The sequence below is a fragment of the Bartonella henselae str. Houston-1 genome, from assembly GCF_000046705.1.
GTDB lineage: Bacteria > Pseudomonadota > Alphaproteobacteria > Rhizobiales > Rhizobiaceae > Bartonella > Bartonella henselae.
This window is the reverse complement of the sequence record NC_005956.1, coordinates 824,288-845,964: the sequence shown is the minus strand read 5'-3', so window position 1 is coordinate 845,964 and position 21,677 is coordinate 824,288. Positions and strand designations below refer to the sequence as shown.

The 21,677-nt window shown below is 40.2% G+C and carries 15 protein-coding genes, 1 tRNA gene and 2 pseudogenes; 5 read left to right on the top strand and 13 right to left on the bottom strand.

Annotated features, from left to right (window positions below; translation table 11 throughout):
• Positions 1-719: 719 nt before the first annotated feature.
• Together AYT27_RS09685 and AYT27_RS09625 are read left to right on the top strand one after the other, a co-directional pair.
• Positions 720-833, top strand: a complete 114-nt coding sequence (locus tag AYT27_RS09685) for an NAD(P)-dependent oxidoreductase (RefSeq protein WP_395948344.1) — start codon at positions 720-722, stop codon at positions 831-833.
• A 254-nt stretch (positions 834-1,087) separates the two neighbouring features.
• Positions 1,088-1,693: pseudogene (locus AYT27_RS09625) on the top strand (fumarylacetoacetate hydrolase family protein).
• A 1,846-nt stretch (positions 1,694-3,539) separates the two neighbouring features.
• On the opposite strand, the gene AYT27_RS03775 reads toward AYT27_RS09625, so the two are convergent.
• On the bottom strand, positions 3,540-4,037 hold the full coding sequence (locus AYT27_RS03775) for an Hsp20 family protein (protein ID WP_011180641.1): 498 nt from the start codon (positions 4,035-4,037) through the stop codon (positions 3,540-3,542).
• Between the two features lie 280 nt (positions 4,038-4,317).
• On the opposite strand from AYT27_RS03775, the gene AYT27_RS03770 reads away from it, so the two are divergent.
• The 3 genes from AYT27_RS03770 to AYT27_RS03760 all read left to right on the top strand — a co-directional run bounded on the left by AYT27_RS03770 (position 4,318) and on the right by AYT27_RS03760 (position 7,077).
• Positions 4,318-5,220, top strand: a complete 903-nt coding sequence (locus AYT27_RS03770; RefSeq protein ID WP_011180640.1) for a serine aminopeptidase domain-containing protein — start codon at positions 4,318-4,320, stop codon at positions 5,218-5,220.
• 1,320 nt (positions 5,221-6,540) lie between these two features.
• The gene (cpdR, locus tag AYT27_RS03765) at positions 6,541-6,903 is read left to right on the top strand and encodes a cell cycle two-component system response regulator CpdR (protein WP_011180639.1); all 363 of its coding nucleotides are present in this window, start codon (positions 6,541-6,543) and stop codon (positions 6,901-6,903) included.
• 99 nt (positions 6,904-7,002) lie between these two features.
• A tRNA-Val gene (locus AYT27_RS03760) sits at positions 7,003-7,077 on the top strand.
• Between the two features lie 276 nt (positions 7,078-7,353).
• On the opposite strand, the pseudogene AYT27_RS03755 reads toward AYT27_RS03760, so the two are convergent.
• The 12 genes and pseudogenes from AYT27_RS03755 to AYT27_RS03695 form a co-directional block, all read right to left on the bottom strand.
• Positions 7,354-7,871 (bottom strand): annotated as a pseudogene (locus AYT27_RS03755) (DnaB-like helicase C-terminal domain-containing protein); the annotation flags it as partial.
• 238 nt (positions 7,872-8,109) lie between these two features.
• A complete protein-coding gene (locus AYT27_RS03750) occupies positions 8,110-8,514 on the bottom strand; it encodes a hypothetical protein (protein ID WP_011180638.1) in 405 nt (134 codons plus the stop codon).
• Positions 8,515-8,534: 20 nt separating this feature from the next.
• The gene (locus tag AYT27_RS03745; protein ID WP_457911895.1) at positions 8,535-10,250 is read right to left on the bottom strand and encodes a hemagglutinin repeat-containing protein; all 1,716 of its coding nucleotides are present in this window, start codon (positions 10,248-10,250) and stop codon (positions 8,535-8,537) included.
• Between the two features lie 13 nt (positions 10,251-10,263).
• Positions 10,264-10,671: a hypothetical protein gene (locus AYT27_RS03740; protein WP_011180636.1), complete on the bottom strand. Its 408-nt coding sequence runs from the start codon at positions 10,669-10,671 to the stop codon at positions 10,264-10,266.
• Between the two features lie 163 nt (positions 10,672-10,834).
• On the bottom strand, positions 10,835-11,284 hold the full coding sequence (locus AYT27_RS03735; RefSeq protein ID WP_011180635.1) for a hypothetical protein: 450 nt from the start codon (positions 11,282-11,284) through the stop codon (positions 10,835-10,837).
• A 181-nt stretch (positions 11,285-11,465) separates the two neighbouring features.
• Positions 11,466-11,870, bottom strand: coding sequence for a hypothetical protein (locus AYT27_RS03730; protein ID WP_011180634.1), 405 nt, complete (start codon positions 11,868-11,870; stop codon positions 11,466-11,468).
• Positions 11,867-12,004 (bottom strand): hypothetical protein, encoded by a 138-nt coding sequence (locus AYT27_RS03725; RefSeq protein WP_155245611.1) that lies wholly within the window; start codon positions 12,002-12,004, stop codon positions 11,867-11,869. Before AYT27_RS03725 ends, AYT27_RS03730 begins: the two co-directional genes overlap by 4 nt.
• Before the next feature lie 46 nt (positions 12,005-12,050).
• Positions 12,051-12,464 (bottom strand): hypothetical protein, encoded by a 414-nt coding sequence (locus AYT27_RS03720; protein WP_011180632.1) that lies wholly within the window; start codon positions 12,462-12,464, stop codon positions 12,051-12,053.
• Positions 12,461-12,598: a hypothetical protein gene (locus tag AYT27_RS03715; RefSeq protein ID WP_155245611.1), complete on the bottom strand. Its 138-nt coding sequence runs from the start codon at positions 12,596-12,598 to the stop codon at positions 12,461-12,463. The genes AYT27_RS03720 and AYT27_RS03715 overlap by 4 nt, the downstream gene beginning before the upstream one ends.
• A 46-nt stretch (positions 12,599-12,644) precedes the next feature.
• Complete coding sequence (locus tag AYT27_RS03710) at positions 12,645-13,061, bottom strand: hypothetical protein (protein ID WP_041583392.1); 417 nt, start codon at positions 13,059-13,061, stop codon at positions 12,645-12,647.
• Between the two features lie 181 nt (positions 13,062-13,242).
• Positions 13,243-13,659 (bottom strand): hypothetical protein, encoded by a 417-nt coding sequence (locus AYT27_RS03700; protein ID WP_011180629.1) that lies wholly within the window; start codon positions 13,657-13,659, stop codon positions 13,243-13,245.
• Positions 13,656-21,677: a hemagglutinin repeat-containing protein gene (locus AYT27_RS03695; RefSeq protein ID WP_041583423.1), complete on the bottom strand. Its 8,022-nt coding sequence runs from the start codon at positions 21,675-21,677 to the stop codon at positions 13,656-13,658. The genes AYT27_RS03700 and AYT27_RS03695 overlap by 4 nt, the downstream gene beginning before the upstream one ends.

Sequence of the window (21,677 nt, the reverse complement as noted above, 5' to 3'; positions counted from 1 at the left end):
GCACTTTTTAACTAACGTGTGGAAGATTTCATCAAAAACACCAAAGCGCTCTGTACGGTGCTTTTTTTATGGATTTAAATGTATATCTTATCCACAAATTCACTATCTTTCTACCTTTTAATGTTTTTCATTACTCCTTGTGTGAACTGAAATATGTGAGTTTGAAAAACCACTGGCTAACTTTGACATTAAGTTTTATTTCTTTAATTCTTTAAATGAAGACGATTTTCCTGACAAAATTCTAAAAGAGATTGATGCCCTATTAAGCTGGCATGCAAAAGTAACAGAGAAAACAGCCCACAAATTGCGTAATTATAAAATAGCAGTACAATTTTTGTATCGATTATGAACAGGTAGACCATGAAGCGCTTAGAAAGCATGGTGCCAAATTTTCTCATAACTCTTCTTATTGTAAAGTGGCTGATACTGCATTAACCATAATTTTGGAGGTTTGCAAGCAAGGATCCAGACAGAATGATTTAACAAAAAAATATGATGAAACATAGTAAGAAAATAATCCTAAAACATTCCATCCAAAACATAAAAACATTGAATTGATAGACCTAGGTAAAATAGAAAAAGCAACGCTAGAAAGATTAAGACCTTTTGGATTCAAACTACTTGTCTATGATCCATATATTAATAAAAATCTAGCAAAATCACTCAAATTCAAACTTCTAGAAAGACATGAATTATCTTCTAGAAGAGTCTGATGTGCTATCACTGCACTAGCCATCTTACAAAAAAACATAGAAATAATTAATTCAGAATTCTTCAAAAAGATGAAGAAAAACGGTATCTTAGTGAACACAGCAAGAAGTAAACTTGAGTGATTCTGGTTGTTTAGAAAAGCATCTAAGAAAAAATCGTGAGTTTTACGTGCTCCTTATGTTTTACCTGTGGAGGCCACCACATCGCCCCCTCTCATGAGAGCTTGGAAAGGTAATGCTAACTGACTGGCTATTATCAAGATTAAGTTATTAATCCATGCAATGCATATTTTTTAGAAAGCTCACATATTGAAATGTTGTTTCCACAGTTATATCTTGCTTGTACAAAAAGAAAATGAAAAACTTAGTGGCCCCCTATGATGAATGATATTTATTGTATTGGACGCAATTATGTGGAGCACGCACATGAACTTGGCAATGTTGTTGAAGATAAATCCTTTATATTCAGCAAGCCGAACAATTCACTCATGTTAGGAAATCAAATTTTTCTTCCTGACTTTTCTTAAGAAATACATTTTAAAACTGAAATTGTGCTGAGAGTCTCAAAGGACACTTTTATAGTCTATGAAGTAGAAGCTGAAGAATATTACGATGCAGTGGTAGTGGGGCTTGATCTAATAGCTAGAGATTTACAAACAAAACTGAAAGAAAAAAAGCTTCCTTGGCTTTTGTCTAAAGGACTTAAAGAATCCGCATACGTCTCTGACTTCATAAGCAAGGAAAAAATAAACCACTCAATAACTTTTTAAATGAAGCTAAATGGTGAAACGAAGCAACTTGGTAATACCAGAGATATGATTTTTAGCTTTGAAAAATAATATCATTCTTAAGTCGCTACATTCAGTTAAAAAAGTGATGATATATATACAGGTACTCCACAAGGAGTAGGTAAAATTTCCTCATTTGATGAAATAGACTTATATCTTGAAGATAAATTAATTTCAGAGATAAAGGTCAAATGAATCATCAAATATAGTCTCATTTTTTTAGTGATATCTCCTGATCCAAACATGGCTCTTATCATCGGTAATGCTAAGAGACTGGGAAAAAAGAATGCGCTCGCTAATGTTGTTGGCGTGTGTACAGCAACATATGCACATGGAGCGTTTTCCATATTAGGGTGTATCAGCGATTATTCTCAACAATAAAACGCTCTTTTTTAGTAAAACTCATGGGTGGATGCTATTTATTATATATGAGAGTTAAATCACTTAAATCTGGCATCGATAGCTTAAATTCAAAAGCCCCCATATCAAAGAATGAAAATAATACTAAGGGTCAAGTAAAGATTTTTACCAGCTAAATGGATGATTTTATGACACAAATACTAAACCCCAAAGCATCAATATTCTATATATCGCAGCCTTTCCAAAATTCTTGTCTTCTGGGGGTGGCATTAAAAAAGGATTTGAACGTGTAACCATACATTCTTTTAACATATTTGCATAGTTTACTCTGATGGCTATTTTTATATCGTTTGCTAATGCGACTTAAAAAAAACAAAAAATAAGAAGCTCTATTAATATAGCAACAGGAACGGTTTTATCTCTTGCTACTAATATCGATATTTAGATCCCCACTAAAGCTTATAGTATTATCAATTTTCCCTCGTTTTTTCTGTAGAGTAAAACTATAAGTTAACCGATAAAGTGCACTTCGAATTTTAATAAATTAAAATTAAGGATGGTCTCTTTAGCAAAAGTTTTAGCTATTCCCTTGACCTCACTATCAGAGATACCACAAATCACAAGTTATAGAATCTGAAAAGCTCATTGCAGACTTGCAGTGCTGCTATATTAAGCCATCCTTGGCGAATAACCTGTAAACACCCATTTGCGGATTTTTTGAACAGAGTGTATTTACGGCTTAAGCTATAGTCAGTCGACACAAATTTCTTTGTTTTCTCAGTGTTCAGATTGACAGAATCTGCTAATCAGTCCAACGTTTAGACTTTTAGCTACCAGCCAACAATTTTCCAATGACTATGATTTTATTTTTGCAGATTAGACCTAAAAAACCTAAAATCGAATTAGCAAAACGCTAAAAAGAAATAAAAATTTCTCTTAGCTTCAAGGAATGTAAACAATTTGCAAAACATTTTGATATTCCTGAAACAACTATTTGCAATTACAAAAGAGGTTTGCAAAAATCCCCCTGCATCTATGCTACGGACATATATCGTTTCGAAATATCTATAGATTGGTTTTTCACTAGTAAAGATAAAATATTTACAAACGCAGCAAAAGCGAAAGCAGAAAATTTTAAGGTGCCTATTATTCCTGCTAAACTGATAAAAAGCTTGGACGGATAGCCTACACGACCTATCGTGATGCAAAAATAAAATTCCTCTCTGAACATATAGTAGCGGAAGCAGCTGCAAAGCTTTATGAAAAACTGCAAGAACTTATTTAAAATACCAACGATAGCGAAGAAGTTGCAGCGACTTTACTCTTTTTTAAACTTCACTTAAGGCGTCAAATCAAAACTAAAAAACCCACTTAAAAACGATACAAAATGCAACTTAACATTTATCTAAAATGAATTGTCACCTATTCCTAGCTTTTCCTATTTAGTACAAAATCTAGTATTAAACTACAATACCTGTTTTTTTTAATCAAATAATTGTTCTACAATATATACAAAACATTTTTAAAATTCACTCCATTTCCCTCAATGTAGAGCCATATACGAAACTTCACCACCTGAGTTTGGAACAAATAGTTTTTATTCAAACAGCCTATTATTTAATAAAACATAAAAACGCGAGACTTTTGTCTCGCGTTTTTCTATTTTTTAAAAAAGTTTTAATTATTCAGTTCTCTCATTTTCTAAACTTACTTTACGCACAGCATGATCGTTACCATTTTTTACAGCAGATGATGATGCTTGCACAACTATCTTTTTTGGCTTTAGTTCAGCCGGCATTTCTCTTTTAAGCTGAATATGAAGAAGACCATCGCCAAGTTCTGCTCCAATAACCTTAACATGATCAGCTAAATGAAAACGCCGTTCAAAAGCACGCGAAGCAATACCTCGGTAAAGAAACTCTCGTTCTTCATCGTCATTTTCAGGTTTTCTCTCACCCCTAACGATCAGCTGATTGCAATGTGTTTCAATATCAATCTCATCCTGAGAAAAACCAGCAACAGCCATAGAAATTCTATAAGAATCCTCACTTAAACGCTCAATATTGTATGGTGGATAAGAAGAAACATCGTCAGGTTGTGTTCTGGAATCAAACCAATTAAAAAGGTGATCAAAACCTACAGTTGAACGATAAAATGGTGAAAAATCTACTTGACGCATAATATTGCCCTCCTTTAGAGCGACTATAATTGATTCACAAAGTTCCCAAATGGCAAACCTGCCCGCGAACCAACGGTCCCAGAGTGGCGACCGCACTATTTATCTGGTAATTGTTCCATTCTATTTCAACTCTTTTGTGCTTCAATTCGTAAAAATATACAAAAACAATATAACCGTTTCTTAACCCTTCATCATCATTATATTAAAAATATAAGAATATGCGTTCTCTTCTCATCTAACTTTGCAGTAAATTGCAACAATACACCACAAAGGATGTCAATTGGAAAGATCTCTTTATTCCCCAGACTTGAGAATTCCTCCTGCCAATATCCATAATAACCACCTTAAAATAGACACTGATCGCAAAATTCGTTTTGCGATAACACATCCCGAAATAAAAAAAGCCAAAGGAACAATTGTTATTCTTGAAAGCTATGCAAATGCTTTAGAAGAATATTTTTTACCAATGAATGAAATTTCCAACCGCGGTTTTTACACAGCAATATTTGATTGGTTTGGTCGAGAAGAATCGCAACCCGATAAACAAAAACAGAGTCGATATAATTATTTTAATATTAACAATGATATTAATGACTTAAATGAGTTTCTTAAAAATATTGTTTATTGTAATTGTCCACCACCTTACTACATGCTAACTTATGGCATGGGGGGACTGATAGCACTTAGCGGATTGGATCTCATTAACCATAAGTTTAATAAAATGCTCTGCATTTCTCCCCTTTTTGCTCCATTTGGCAATAAAACAAATAGCTTTCAACATAAATTAACACAACTTCTTTCTGATATCGGTCTTGGATTTTTACCAGCGAAAGGTGGGGAAAAATTAAAACAAAAAAGTACGCAATTTATGCGCATCAATGAAGCAGCTTTATCCTCTGATTTTCTTATAAAACGTCCGACATCTCGATGGATGGCATCAGTACTCAATGCAATTGATAGCGTGAAAAAAAATATCCTTAATGGGCATTTAGAAATTCCAACATTGTTTATTCTTGCCAACCAAAACAATATAGCCAATAACATTGAAATACGACAATTATGCCAATATACGCATCTGACAGACAGTATTACAATTACAGGTGCCGAACTTGATACCATCATGCATGAAGAAAGTTACCAAAAACAATTTTGGATTGCATTTGATGCATTTATTCGTGGATGAAATGCCCATAAGATCACACCTTTTAACAAGACCGTAATTTAGGACCATAAAGGGAAATAGAAAAATACATGAAAAAAATCTTAAAATAATTAAGCGTTATAAGCCTATTAATTATAAAAAGATGTTATTTAGAGACATGCTCCCTGAACGGCTAAACGAAAAAGTTAGGCATAAAATATAATTTTGATAAGAAAAGATCTCTTAGAATCTGGAATACCAATTCCTTATGATATTGCCTCAAAATCAAACATCTAAGCTTAACTAAATATTTCCTATTGAATCTTGTAGAACTCAGGTGATTTCCTATGATAAAAAGGGCGAATTGATAAAATCAAAAAATTTCCTTTTTATCAGCCTAATGCTTTCATTCCCAGATGGAAGTACCAAAAAGCGCTTAATAAGCTTTTATAAGAAAGAAAGTAACCTAAATGCTGATTTTAGGATTTTATGCTGATCATCAAACAACAATCTTCATATTCTGTTTTCTTTTGCATAATCGTGCGAGATTATTTTATAGTGTAAAATAAAGGACTTACCTCAATTTAAAGTAAAAATACACATACAATCTTTTATTTGATAGCAGCTGTACAACTCTTATATTCATGGAAAATCTTTTCACGAAACGTCAATCACGTTTTCAAAAACTCAAGAATAGCTCACTTCAATTTTAAAAAATCAACCGATTACCTATTTCAAAACGCAAATGTAATAGTTCGATAAAGTTAATCTCCATTTGCAAAAATAACAATGATCGATAGAGCAATCTTAATACAACATAATACAGCTATCCAAATCAAAAGAGAAAAAACTCTATTCCTGATCTATTACAAAAAAATTATGTTATCTCATAGAAAAACTATAGTTTAACAGACGGACCTGTAAACTAAACTCATTATGTTTACAATATAGATTGACAAAAATATATAAAAAATGAACAGCTATAAAAACTCCGTCTTGCTTATTAACTTCTCAAAAACAGCAAATCAATATAGCACCATCCTAATTTTCCATAGAGACAATCTCTAAAACGAAGATTTCTAAAAGGTGTTTCGTGGAATGCTGGTCAGAATGAAAGAAACCTAAAAGAAACAGAGCGGAGATTAAGATGCTTATACATTAGCCTTTGATTTCAACATCAAATACATTTCGAATTTAACTAATAAACAACTAATATTGTGTATTACTAGACAAATAGATAAGAATTAACCATTTTGCCATTCATTCCAATTATGAGCATTTTATCACTTTTTTTATAAATACTCTATATTGTATAATCAATGAGGCAAAAACTCTGACGAATGGAGTAATTGGAACATAATCATGAAAAGAATCCTGCTCGCAGAAGATGATAACGATATGCGCCGTTTTCTAGCAAAAGCTCTAGAACGTGCCGGCTACGAAGTGGCCGATTTCGATAATGGTGCTAGCGCCTATGAACGTTTACAAGAAGAAGCATTTTCTCTTCTCCTTACTGATATTGTGATGCCAGAAATGGATGGAATCGAACTAGCACGACGCGCTACTGAAATTGATCCTGATTTACGAGTAATGTTCATTACAGGCTTTGCAGCAGTTGCACTCAATTCAAATAGCGATGCCCCTCCAGATGCAAAAGTGCTTTCTAAACCCTTTCACTTACGTGATCTTGTGAATGAGGTTGAAAAAATACTTATAGCTGCTTAGAGGCGATATTTTTCTAAATTATTCGTGACTGATTAAAGAAAAAATTAAATTAGGCATTGACGTTTGTAATTCTATGTGGTGTATGCAACTTCATTGAGTGGGCGTGTAGCTCAGCGGGAGAGCACTACGTTGACATCGTAGGGGTCACAGGTTCAATCCCTGTCACGCCCACCATATGCTTTTATTTCTCTTGTAACTTTTTGATTTTATGTATGTTTTTTTAAGGTGCGGGATGTATAAATAAAGGTGCGGGAATAGGATTTTCCAACATGCCTGTAGCTTGTCATCGGGTTTTGCACAATTTGACAGCAGGTTTTGCAGCAATTTATTTTTTTTCAAAGGGTTTTTAAGGGGTTCTCAAAAGGTCTTCAAAGACCTTTCAAAGGCTGTTTTAAGATTCGTAATTTTGAATGTGAATCTATTGGATTTTGCTCCTCTACATCTTTTATCCTACAAAGCATGATAATCACTCCTATTCTCTGAGACGTTCCCATTGTCTGCTAGATCGCTAAAGCGTGTAAAATCGGATTGAAAGGCAAGAAAAACTATTCCTGTTGGACCATGGCGTTGTTTGGCTATAATAACCACAGCTTTGCCCTTGGCTTTCTCCATTGTCTCTTGCCATTTTCTATACTTGGCGCTACTTCCTTTTTGAGATAATATTCTTCGCGATAAACAAACAGCACAATATCGGCATCTTGTTCAATGGAACCTGATTCTCGTAGATCTGCAAGCTGTGGACGTTTATCTGTTTGGTTTTCAACTTGGTGTGAGAATTGTGAAAGAGCAATGATGGGAATATTAAGTTCTTTTGCCAAAGCTTTAAGACCTATGGTAATCGCTGTCATTTCTTGAATGTGGTTTTCTGAAGAACGTTTTGAATGGGTTGTCATGAGTTGGATATAATCAATCATCAAGACATCCAAACCATGTTGACGTTTGAAGCGCCTTGCACGGGCGGCTAATAGTGACGCGGCATAAAAAAACTTGTCACGTAAGGACGGACAAGGCTTTCTCAAACTCATCACCCTAAAGATAGCAAAATCCATCCTATGACGCAAATTAACAGGATTACGAAGTGTATTCCCTACGTTAACTGCTTCACATACAGTGTTGAGACGATTGGTTGAGGGAACAATCCACCATTCCAAGCGCAAGCAAGGATGGTGTAGTGTTGATTATCAGAAACAGCAATATTTAAAATATTTAAGGTTGGCATTTACGGCTATTTTTATATTTTTTACAAAAAGGGCTGTTCAAGCGCTTCTTGACACTGCGCTGTGGGATGACAGCGCCAGGACGACAAATCGGAAGGTTTTCGGCTCTAAAAGTGTAACACCACCCACCCTCATGTTCATTTTCATAATGAAAACCTGATTGAACCATACAAGCATAAACTGTTGCCATTTGATTGAAACTGCGATTATCGTTTTCTGGATCGCGATCATAAGGGGTTGGCATGCCACATTCTAACAAGGCTTTTCCTATCTCAGTAAAATCTGCTCCTGGCTTCTCCCACATCCCTATAGATGATGTAGGAGGTCCTCCTAAATGACATCCGGCTATACCGAACAAAGTTACCGCACCTAATAGTCTTAGAGTTTGTTTCATTTTTTACTCCATGATTTAATTCAAGGTTTTTGTTTTAAATGAGATGAACCATACATACTAATACAATTAAGATTTGCATCTCCAAGACAAGTATGAGGATTGTCAGGATCTGTAAACATTCTCCACCATTCTTTCCAAGCATTACTGTCTGAAGGAATTGTCTTGTAAGTATAGCTATTACCGCCAATCCATCGGCTGACAAAATCATATCTATGCCCATCAAAACCAACAGTGGTTTGTTTGCCGTCACTCACATAGCCTAACAGATCGGATGCAACTAAAACATTAAAGGCTGGTCCATAGAGATTGATAGTCGTGTTTTTGTTAGCTATCCCGTGCACACCTTGTTGTTGAAAAGAATACAGCATATTCCCCAATGTCATGCTACCGCGACTATGGGCATAAAGTTCTAACCCTGTATTACCATAGCGAGACATCAGATCTTTTGCTTCTTGTGTTGAATTGGTCAAACCCCAAAAGTTATTTTCCAGTAACTTCTGATACCCCGCTACCAGAAGTTCTGAGAGAGCCGTATCGGCTTGTGGAAACACCACAAAATAAAGCGGTTCATTTTTATTAACAGCATGTTGCTCGGCATAAACAGCAGCTTCCTCTGGGGGTGTAAAGATGCCATTGAACGACACATGCACCTTGCCATCAGAACCGGCTTGCAAATGTTCCTTCTCCTCAGCCGTTAAAGAATGAGATTTCGGAATATTTTGTCCACGAGCGTTTTCTATAGGCTCCCCATTTGCATCTGTTTCATAGATGATATGTCCCTGTTCATCACGGTCGACCACGGCGATGGGATGTTCTTTGATAAACATGGTTTTGTAAGCTTCATTGCTAACTTTAAACCCTTCTTCCAGCAATTGTGTCGCCATTTCACGGTTTTCATGGACAATTTGTTCCAGCTTGGCAACATCAAGCTGTTGTACCCCCTTATGGGCGTTGGCAGTATCGCGGTTAAGGGAGGCGATTGCTTGTTCCACATCTTGCCCTGTCAATGCCTTTTGCTCAACCTCATCTGTCAGGATGATGGTGCCATTGCTGATAGCAGCTTTGGTTTGCCCTTCCTGTGAATCTTTGGCTTTTGCATGATCTAAGACATTTTTGGCGATGTTTTTCGCAAGACCGTATTTGCCCTGAGACATGGGACCACCCGTAGCAAGGCTTAAACCCTGGCTGCTGGCTTGCGCTTTAGCACTGTTGGCAATATCACTCGTGGTGATGGTTCCGGTGGTCAGTTTGTTTTTGTCGGCTGATGCGCTGCTGTCGATAATCCCCCCGGTCAGGGTTGTTGCACCTGCCACTGTAATATCAAAGCCGCCATCACCCGCTTTGATGCCGGAGTGTTCCACAACACTGTGATAATCGCTAAAGGTTTTATCCTTGTTCAAGGCAAGATTGGTTGTCGCCGCATCATCCTTTTTTCCACCATTAAAGCCAACAGAAACAGAGTTTTGCTTGCTGGAACTTTGTCCCGTATCACTGTGGCTTGTAATGGTGAAATCACCACCAACACCCATCTCTACACGGTTTGCAGAAACCACACCCCCCGCTAGTGTGGTGTTTCCCCCACTGTTGCTATGAACAGTGCCCGTGCCTATAATATGGCTGTTCTTCTGGTGTACCTGTTCACTGGAGCCTCTTCCTTTTCCAAAAGAAGCATTGCCCCTCCAGCCTGAACCGCCACTCCCATAACCGTAGCCAACACTCATTGAAGCACTTTGCAAATGCTGTTGGTTGTTAGGGTTGGCACTCTGGTTTATTTTTATATTTTTGACAATAAGCGCTCTTTAAACGTCTCTCAACACTTCGCTTCGGAATAACAGAACCAGGAACACATATAGGAAGATCTTCGGCATTATAATTATGACACCTGTCTCGCAATCCAACCTTAAAAAGTTTATGATAAAATCCTGCTTTCACAAGACACATATTAACCGCAGCATTTGCATTCATGCTTAAATCTTTTGAGTTCATACTATCATTGTAAGGGCTTGGCATGCCACATTCCAAAAGGGCTTTTTTGACCTCAAGTTGATCTGCTCCTGGCTTTGCCCACATATCCAAAGCCAATTGCTCATCGAACATATTACATCCCGCCACAATAAGCAAAGCTATACAGCTCAATAATTGTAAAGTTTTCTTCATTTTTTCCCCTCTTTGAATGGATTTCTTTTTAATGAAATGGCTTGAAAGCCTGTTGATATTTTCTGTCACCGCTGTTTAAAATAACGGTGAACAATATTGAGATGATTGATCAAGAAAACACCCCCGCCATCCCAAACAAAAAGAGATGGCGGAGTGTTAATGGTTATCGTTGTAAAGATTTTTTTGTTTTCTGGCGTTTCTTCTCCTTTTCAATACGAAGCATAAGCTCTCTTTCATGTTTCGTTGAATTGCTCACACCAAAGCTGTCATTCTCCATAAACTGCTGATATCCTGCTACCATTAAATTGCTGAGGAACGAGCCACTTTTCGCAGACGGTGAAAAATAGATCCCTTTTGAATCTTGCAATTTATACCGAAAACCGGCTTTTTTCATGCACTCATAAACGGAGGCAAATTCGCTGGCATAGGAATTCATGTCGTCAGAAGAAGCATAGACTGGTTTCCAACCACATTTTGTCAAGGCTTGTTGGGTCATCGCTTTATCGGCACCTGGTTTTTCCCACAATGCTAAAGTAGATGGAGGTGGTTGATTAAGACATCCAGCTATAGTTAAGACAACTACACAGCTTAATAGTTTCAAGATTTTTTTCATTCTTTCTCCTCTTTGAATGGACTTCTTTTTAATGCAATGGCTTGAAAGCCTGTTGATATTTTCTGCCATCGCTGTTTAAAACAACGGTGAACAATATTGAGATGGTGGATGAAGAGAACAATCCCACACAGGCATGGGAACACATGAATGTGGGGATTGTAGTTTCCACAAACAGCAATATTTAAGGATAGCATTCATATTGTTCTGGATGCTTTTTACAAAAAGGGCTGTTCAAGCGCTTTTTGACACTGCGCTTTGGGATGACAGCGCCAGGACGACAAATCGGAAGATTTTCGACTTTATGATTCTCACACCAACTCCCCCCTCCCACTTTATCACGAAAACCAGCTTGAACCATACAGGCATCAATAGTTGCCCATGCATTGTAGCTGAGTTTTCTGTTTTCTGAATCGGCATCAATAAGGCTTGGCATGCCACATTCTAACAAGGCTTTTCCTACCTCAGTAAAATCAGTAACACCATTTTTCTCCCACGTAGCCACCTCTCCTAGAGGAGGTTTGTTAAATTGACATCCTGTTATGATAAACAAAATTACCGCACCTAATAGCTTTAGAGTTTTCTTCATTTTTCCCCTCTTTGAATGGACTTCTTTTTAATGCAATGGCTTGAAAGCCTGTTGATATTTTCTGCCACCGCTGTTTCAAACAACGGTGAACAATATTGAGATGGTGGATGAAGAGAACAATCCCACACAAGCATGGGAACACATGAATGTGGGGATTGTAGTTTCCACAAACAGAAAAATTTAAGGTTGGCATTCAGGTGCATTTTTATATTTTTTACAAAAAGGGCTGTTCAAGCGCTTTTTGACACTGCGCTTTGGGATGACAGCGCCAGGACGACAAATCGGAAGATTTTCGGCTCTAAAAGTGTAACATGGCCCTCCCGCTCTTGCTACCTCTTCATCTTTATAGCGGAATCCTGCTTGAACCATGCAAGCATCAATGGAGACCATATCATTAGGACTTAGCTTTTGGTTTTCTGGATCGGTATAATAAGGGGTTGGCATGCCACATTCTAACAAGGCTTTTCCTACCTCAGTAAAATCTGCTCCTGGCTTCTCCCATGCTCCTATAGATGATGTGGGAGTTTTATTAAACTGACATCCTGCAATACCTAATAAAGTTACAGCACCTAATAGTCTTAGAGTTTGTTTCATTTTTCCCCTCTTTGAATGGATTTCTTTTTAATGCAATGGCTTGAAAGCCTGTTGATATTTTCTGCCACCGCTGTTTCAAACAACGGTGAACAATATTGAGATGGTGGATGAAGAGAACAATCCCACACAAGCATGGGAACACATGAATGTGGGGATTGTAGTTTCCACAAACAGCAATATTTAAGGTTGGCATTCAGGTGCATTTTTATATTTTTTACAAAAAGGGCTGTTCAAGCGCTTCTTGACACTGCGCTTTGGGATGACAGCGCCAGGACGACAAATCGGAAGATTTTCGGCTCTAAAAGTGTAACATGGCCCTCCCGCTCTTGCTACCTCTTCATCTTTATAGCGGAATCCTGATTGGATCATGCAAGCATAAATTGTTGCTTTTGCATTAATGCTATTCTTTATGTTTTCTGAATCGGCATCAATAAGGCTTGGCATGCCACATTCTAACAAGGCTTTTCCTACCTCAGTAAAATCAGTAACACCATTTTTCTCCCACGCAGTCAAGTATCCTGGAGGAGGTTTATTAAACTGACATCCTGCAATACTTAACAGAGCTAAGCCACCTAATAGTCTTAGAGTTTGTTTCATTTTTTCCCCTCTTTGAATGGATTTCTTTTTAATGCAATGGCTTGAAAGCCTGTTGATATTTTCTGCCACCGCTGTTTCAAACAACGGTGAACAATATTGAGATGGTGGATGAAGAGAACAATCCCACACAGGCATGGGAACACATGAATGTGGGGATTGTAGTTTCCACAAACAGCAATATTTAAGGTTGGCATTCAGGTGCATTTTTATATTTTTTACAAAAAGGGCTGTTCAAGCGCTTTTTGACACTGCGCTGTGGGAAGACAACGCCAGGACGACAATTTGGAAGGTTTTCGGCTCTAAAAGTATAACACCACCCTCCCGCTCTTTCTACCTCTTCATCTTTATAGCGGAATCCTGATTGAACCATGCAAGCATCAATGGAGACCATATCATTAGGACTTAGCTTTTGGTTTTCTGGATCGCGATCATAAGGGGTTGGCATGCCACATTCTAACAAGGCTTTTCCTACCTCAGTAAAATCAGTAACACCATTTTTCTCCCACATAGCGATGTACCCTGGAGGAGGTTTGTTAAACTGACATCCTGTTATGATAAACAAAATTACCGCACCTAATAGCTTTAGAGTTTTTTTCATTTTTTACTCCTTGTTTTACTTAAAGGAAATTGTTCACGATGAGATGAGCCATAGCGCTTTTTACACGCGTCACTCGCATCTCCAAGACAGGTATGGGAACTTATGGGATTTGTAACCACTCTCCACCATTCTTTCCAAGCATTACTGTCTGCAAGAATTGTCTTGTAAGTATAGCTATTACCGCCAATCCATCGGCTGACAAAATCATATCTATGCCCATCAAAACCAACAGTGGTTTGTTTGCCGTCACTCACATAGCCTAACAGATCGGATGCAACTAAAACATTAAAGGCTGGTCCATAGAGATTGATAGTCGTGTTTTTGTTAGCTATCCCGTGCACACCTTGTTGTTGAAAAGAATACAGCATATTCCCCAATGTCATGCTACCGCGACTATGGGCATAAAGTTCTAACCCTGTATTACCATAGCGAGACATCAGATCTTTTGCTTCTTGTGTTGAATTGGTCAAACCCCAAAAGTTATTTTCCAGAAACTTCTGATACCCCGCTACCAGAAGTTCTGAGAGAGCCGTATCGGCTTGTGGAAACACCACAAAATAAAGCGGTTCATTTTTATTAACAGCATGTTGCTCGGCATAAACAGCAGCTTCCTCTGGTGGTATAAAGATACCATTGAACGACACATGCACCTTGCCATCAGAACCAGCTTGCAAATGTTCCTTCTCCTCAGCCGTTAAAGAATGAGATTTCGGAATTTTTTGTCCACGAGCGTCTCTTATAGGTACCCCATTTTCATCTGTCTTATAGATGATATGTCCCTGTTCATCACGCTCCACCACGGCGATGGGATGTTCTTTGATAAACATGGTTTTGTAAGCTTCATTGCTAACTTTAAACCCTTCTTCCAGCAATTGTGTCGCCATTTCACGGTTTTCATGGACAATTTGTTCCAGCTTGGTAACATCAAGCTGTTGTACCCCCTTATGGGCGTTGGCAGTATCGCGGTTAAGGGAGGCGATTACTTGTTCCACATCTTGTCCTGTCAATGCCTTTTGCTCAACCTCATCTGTCAGGATGATGGTGCCATTGCTGATAGCAGCTTTGGTTTGCCCTTCCTGTGAATCTTTGGCTTTTGCATGATCTAAGACATTTTTGGCGATGTTTTTCGCAAGACCGTATTTGCCCTGAGACATGGGACCACCCGTAGCAAGGCTTAAACCCTGGCTGCTGGCTTGCGCTTTAGCACTGTTGGCAATATCACTCGTGGTGATGGTTCCGGTGGTCAGTTTGTTTTTGTCGGCTGATGCACTGCTGTCGATAATCCCCCCGGTCAGGGTTGTTGTATCTTTAACGTTGATCTCAAAACCGCCATCACCCGCTTTGATGCCGGAGTGTTCCACAACACTGTGATAATCGCTAGAGGTTTTATCCTTGTTCAAGGCAAGATTGGTTGTCGCCGCATCATCCTTTTTTCCACCATTAAAGCCAACAGAAACAGAGTTTTGCTTGCTGGAACTTTGTCCCGTATCACTGTGGCTTGTAATGGTGAAATCACCACCAACACCCATCTCTACACGGTTTGCAGAAACCACACCCCCCGCTAGTGTGGTGTTTCCCCCACTGTTGCTATGAACAGTGCCCGTGCCTATAATATGGCTGTTCTTCTGGTGTACCTGTTCACTGGAGCCTTTTCCTTTTCCAAAAGAAGCATTGCCCCTCCAGCCTGAACCGCCACTCCCATAACCGTAGCCAACACCAACATTTACAGAAATATTTTGCGAATGGTTTTGCGTGTTTTGCCTATTTTGCGCACTTTCAAAGGTGATATCTTGTCCTGCTTCCAAATTAATATTTCCGCTCTGTTCATCATTGTTCAGAGAGTTTGTGCCAGCGATAAGATCAGCACCAATACCATGGATGCTGCCTTTGTTGGCATGTATGTTAATGGCACGCCCTGCTTCTATGCTATCTGTTACTGCGGTGAAGGTGTGAGAAAATGCCTCTGCCTTTTCAGCTTTAAAGTCTACCGTAATGCTGGTTGAAACATCCGCCATATTAAGAAGGTCATCTTTGGTTGCTCCACCCTGCATCCCATTGTAAAGACCTTTGCCTTTGTTATAGAGATCATAACCTTTTAAACCGCCAAGCAAACCATTAATAATGTGGTGTTTGTTATCCTTATTTTTAGCTCGCTTTACTGCATCCCTTATATCTTGTACCGTACCAAGAATACCAACATTGACAGAACCTGTCACACCAGCAAAGGATTTTTCATGCTTTTCTTCTGCCTTAGAGATATCATAGCTTGTCTCAAGCGTGATATTATTGCCAGCATCAATGTTGACATCACGATTTGCCGAAACATTTGTCGCTTGTAAATTCACATCATTGCCGGCATTGATCTGCACATCTCTGCCCGCTTTGAAATTGGATGGTGTATTGGACTTTTCCCATTGATCGCCCGTATCTTTGGCGCTCGCAACCCCCACACCCACAGAGGCACCACTGCGGTTCTTTTCAAACTGAAAGCCAAAACCTGAGCGTTCTTCCTGTGTGCTCGCGCTATGACTCTTATGACCAGGCAAAACATTCACATTATGGACTGCCGAAAGCTTAATATCTTCCCCTGCGCTAAAGTCAGAACCCACCACATTCACATCTTCTTTTTTGGCGGTGATGGTGATATTTTTCCCATTGAGCGAAGAGCCTTGATGTTCAAAACTTTCTTCATTCTCTGTCTTTGATTCACTCCCGTAGATCGAAACAAAACCCTTGCCTGATCCCACACCAAAACCCGTTTCATGGGTTTCTGAATGGCTGCTATGGTGATCTGTCATGCCATCAATCGTCACGCTTTGTCCTGCCACGTTAATATCTTCATTGGCAATCATATGAGAAGCCGTGAGGGTGGCATCCCCTTGTGCGTCTAACACAATATTGCCCGTCGCTCCAAGGATAGAGGAAACCGTTGTAGTGTGCGCTTCAGAATTATCGGAAGATTTCTCATGCAAAACACTGCTTGTCGACGATTGTTGTTGCTGGTTGTATTTTTCTTGCGCCCCTTTGATGAGAATATTTCCACCAGAGTGAATGGTCATATCAGCTTTGGCCTGCTCTTCTGGCGTTTTCTCCCCTGGCTTACCGGCTGTGAATATCGAGGCTACAATCTCCGTGTTGTTTGCTGAGTCAAGAGCAACACCTTTGCCCCCAGATATGAGTGAGCCCACAACTTGAGCCGCATCAATCTTGTTATGCTGGGATTTGCTGCTACTGAACACCCCACCCTTTTTATGATACGACATCTCATACTGTAAGCTATTTTCCGCATTGGTGATGAGAATAGCATTGCTGGCTTTCAGCTCTACCTTGCCATCAGCCGTAACAGCACTGCCCGTGATGGTGAGATCATGTGGTGTGCCATCTTGGCCTGCAATAGCAGTAAAATCACCCCCAGCATTGATCGAAGAGCCAACGGCTCGCGAGGCTTGCATATCCACTTTAAGATTTGTACCCTGAAGATGATACTCCATCTCATCAGATTTGGTATCTATCGTGATATTCCCTTGAGCACCAAGAGCAACATTGCCCTTCGCATCGATATCGGACGCAAAAACACGGATATCTTTTCCAGAGAGAACAGTGGTCTCTTTTCCAGAACTTAAATAAGAGCCATTATGCACAGCAACATGGGAGGTGTGATCCCCCCGATAGCTATTGGCACTGTTGCGCGTGGCATCAAGCGAAACAGTGTCTTTTGCTTGTAAGAAAAGATTATCCTTCGTTTGAACTTCAGAGCCCAGAATATTCAGATCCTTTCCAGAGGAAAGCGTTGTTGAGCCTCCAGAATTAACTTCTGATTGTTGATGCATGGATGCATTACCCTGCGCATCATGGTCGGTAGTTTTTATGGCACCGATTGTCAAATTGCCCTGCTCTGTGGCCATGGCAAGATCACCCCCTGTGCTGATCTTTACCCCAGAGGCTGTCATATCTTTCTTAGCAAGAACTGTCGCATTGCCCCCAGCAGAAAGCGCATTGGTGTTTAAAACAGTTTCCACACCGTCAACCATTGTGCGCCCTGCATCCAAATGAATATTGTTCTCCGCAAGCAAAACAGCATCACTCCCCGCAGCAAAATGCCCTCCTTGACTGAGAATATCCCCGCCATGCACATGCAACTGGTGATTTGCTGCAATACGCCCTGAATTGGTAACCGTTGAAGTGCTTGTATTTTGGCTGGTGATATTGACATCATCGCCCATGATCAAAGCCCCAGCAGAAACAAAGGAGGCGCTATCTTTTTCAGGGATGTAAAGAACGGGAGCATAAACATCCATGCCCTTTATTCTTTGACGCACATAAATCACCATGGGCGCTTCTAAACTTGCCAATTGTTCTTCACTTAAAGCTTCTCCAAAGACAAGATTGTTGGCTTTTACATAGTCTGCCCCTACATCTAGCAAGGTTTTGACTTGTTCAATGGCATCACTTCCTGGAATAAAGGAGCCTTTGCCTAAACCTTGACCCACAAGATCACGCATTTGTTTTTCTACCAATTGCTTTTCAAAATAAGCATCCCCTAAGAAAAAAATCTCCCTATCAGGATTGTAGCCAATTCTGTTCAAGAAATAGGCTGATCCATAAAATTTACCAACATCAAGGAATTCCGCCCGCGTTTCATAAAGGAAATTCTGTTGAGGTAGCGTGCCCCCAACACCGCCCGATTGGGGCTTTGGCAAAGGAAGCCCCTCAGAAGGTTCCCCTGAATTATTGAGATCCACTTTTGGTGTAAAGAGAGCACCAGCCCCGGTCAAACCACTCAGCGCCTCCAGCGGATTACCTCCAACCGCTTTGGCTTCAAAATGCGCATCTCCCGTAATGGACCCTTCGGCTGCCGTATTGTTGAGGGTATTGACCACTAGATTTAAAGTGCCACCCGCTTGAACAAGACCAGAAACCGTATCGAGAACTTCTGAGCCAGTCTGACGAAACGTGCCATTGGCTATATCTAAAGAAACATCACGGCTACCATCGGCTTTATAGCCATAACAATAAGCATCCGTATGGACCTTACAACCAAGATAAGTATTTTTATAGGCTGTTGCCCCTACATTGGTCAGCACACTCACATAGATATCCGCATTGCCCCCAGCTCTCATGATGCTATAGTTATTCTCAATGTTATCAGCGTGAATAATAAGATCACCCGTAGACTGAATCATCCCCTGAACCGCCGGTTTATGCGAAAACGCCTGCGTGACAGTCTCCTCTGTCATATGCGACCAGTTATCCCATCGATACCGTTTTACAGACTTTTGATCATAGACAGGCTCAAATTCCCAAGTAAATGCCTTATAGACTGATCCATCTTTTAAAGTTGCCGTACCATACGTTCCTTCTTTGCTATTCCAAAGTGGAGTATCTAAGAAAATTTTTACGTGCCCTTTAAAAGGTCCCGTATGACTTTGATGTTCGTGCCCCTTTCCCCAAAGATTGGGCCCATCTTGATATAACATCCCATCACTGAGTTGATCAGCCCCCTCTGGTCTTTGAAATGAAAGATCGCTATATTCCTTTTTTTCCTTCATTTCCGGTATGCTATCGGCTTCATTTTGCAATGTTTTGGTTTGGATGTTTAAGTTTCCACCTGCCTGAATCAAACCTGCTTTGTTGACAAGAGAAAGGCTCTTTCCTGTGCCCCCCAAATTGGTGAAAGATAAATCACCCTCTGCCACAATGGCACCAAAATCATTCAACAAAGCCCCATCAACTTTGAGCGCACCATTGCCCTTCACATAGACTAAACCCGTTTTGCTGTTGGTCGCATCACCTGTCACACTGAAGGCTAAATTCTGCCCCGCTGCCAATTGACCACTATTGTGAAGCTTCCCTGTTTTGATGGTAAAATCTCGTGCCGCTAAAACCGATGTTTCCTTATCCGTCATAATCCCTGGAGCTCTAAAAACAATATCTCCACTCCCCCCCTTATCTGTCACTGCTTGCAGCCGTGCATGCTGAATATCAAGGGCATTGGTGCTTTGAAAGTCTAAACCGCCATAAGTCAATTCGCTCCCCGAAACATCAATATGATCCCCCTTTAAATACAGCGTTTGAGGCGTGTAAATATGAGAACAATTCTTGCTTAAATCGAGAGTGTTTGCTGTCAACCTCACATCCCCCATGGCAGACAGCACATTCTCAACACTAATCCCTCCAGATCCCGATGTCAGTGTTGTGCTGCCATAGCCGATAACCTGATCATAATAAATGTCGTTGCCAGCAAAAAGGGCAATATTTTCACCACTGATAATATGTCCAACCTTTATCCCCCTTTGTGCCGTAATCGAAAGCGAGCCCTTCTCATGCAAAATAAGTTTGCCAAAAACACTCGATTGGACAAAATCTCCCCCTGTCATCAGTGTGCCAGCCTCAAGGTTCCTGACCTTTAAAACAGCATCTCCACCCGTCATCAGAGAAGAAAAATCAACCGCTCCACCATCAATGTCTGCCCTTCCATAAGCAATCAGTTGTCCAAAATGAACTCCAGCATCCGGTTGGGTATGAATAGCAACATTATCATGAGATTGAAGAAATTGAGAAACCGAAACCCCGTTATGAGAAACCAGGGTGATCTCTCCCGCTCCATAAATGCTTTCCGCATCAATAATGCCTCCCACACTTTGGAGATCAACACCCCCATGGCTGCCCAAAACAAGCTTCCCAGCAGCCCCCGTTGCTGCCATATCAACCCCACCGGCTAAAAGATGCGCCCTGATATCACCACCAGCATGTGCTTTTAAATTGCCCCCAGACAAAATAGTGCCACCAATGGTCAGATCACCGCCCGTTGCAAACGCTATATCAGCCCCTGCCCCTAGCCCAGAGACTTTGATGGCTTCGCGCGAAGACAGCTGCATATTGCCTCCAGAGGTCGCTTGCCCGGCAATGGTTAAAAGCCCTTCTTGTGCCTCTGCTATAAAATGACCATCTGCCCCAATGGTTTCTAACGTCACATCTTTTTTTGCCGCAATCTCAATATGCTTTTTGGATGCAATGTGTTTTGCCAACACACTCTGGCTTTTTGATTTCAGAACAACACCCCTATGACCAAAGGCATTCTGTAGTGAGATTTTTCCATCCGCAGAAAGATGTAACTGCCCCGCATTGGCCGCCATATCATGGCGCATGCGAACCCCAACACCTTTTTCTGTCGCAACAAGTTTAATCTGATCCGCCTGGAGAGCCCCCAAAGCAGAACCATCTATCGCATATTCCGGCTTACCAGTAATATCGGTAAGTGCCTTCATTTGGCGAGAAGCATAATCAAAATTTCCCGTACCAGCCGCAACTCCAATTTCCCTGCCCGCAACAGGACCTTCAAAATGCACAGTGCGTGAAACAATATCGACAACATCAACCACCCCTTTGCCTGAAAAAAAATTCGCACCCCTTGCACCAAAAGTGATCTCCCCACCTTTCACCACAAAACCTTTCAAAAAACCAGAAACATCAATTTCTGGAACACCGGTGGTTAATGTCGCATGGGGCGTATTGATAAACCCACAACCATCACAGCTTATGCCATTGGGGTTGGCTATAATCACATCGGCTTGTTTTCCAAAAACTTCTCCTGGGCCATTCAACGCACTGCGTTTTCCGCTTGTTACTTCATTTAAAATAACCTTCGCTGAACCAGAAAAACGCAAATGTGGATTGCCAGGCATAATGCCCCCCAATTGCGATTGTCCCACTTCTTGCGCATGATTGTTCCAAATCACACCTACATGGCCAATATTAAAATCATCATATTTATTGTGCGATAAACCGCTGCTGTTGGGGGTAACAATATCAATGGAAGGAACCCCATTGGGGGCTGCCACAATATCTGGACGATGGGCAGAATTCGCCTTCGCATCAACAGAAATTTGCGCCTGTAACGCTGAAGGTGCTAACAAACAAGAAAAACCAAGCCCCCAAAATAAAACCTTCTTGAGCATCGTACTAGAGACTAAAACACCTAATAAAGTCGCTCTTTGTTCTCTCTTCTCATATCTCAT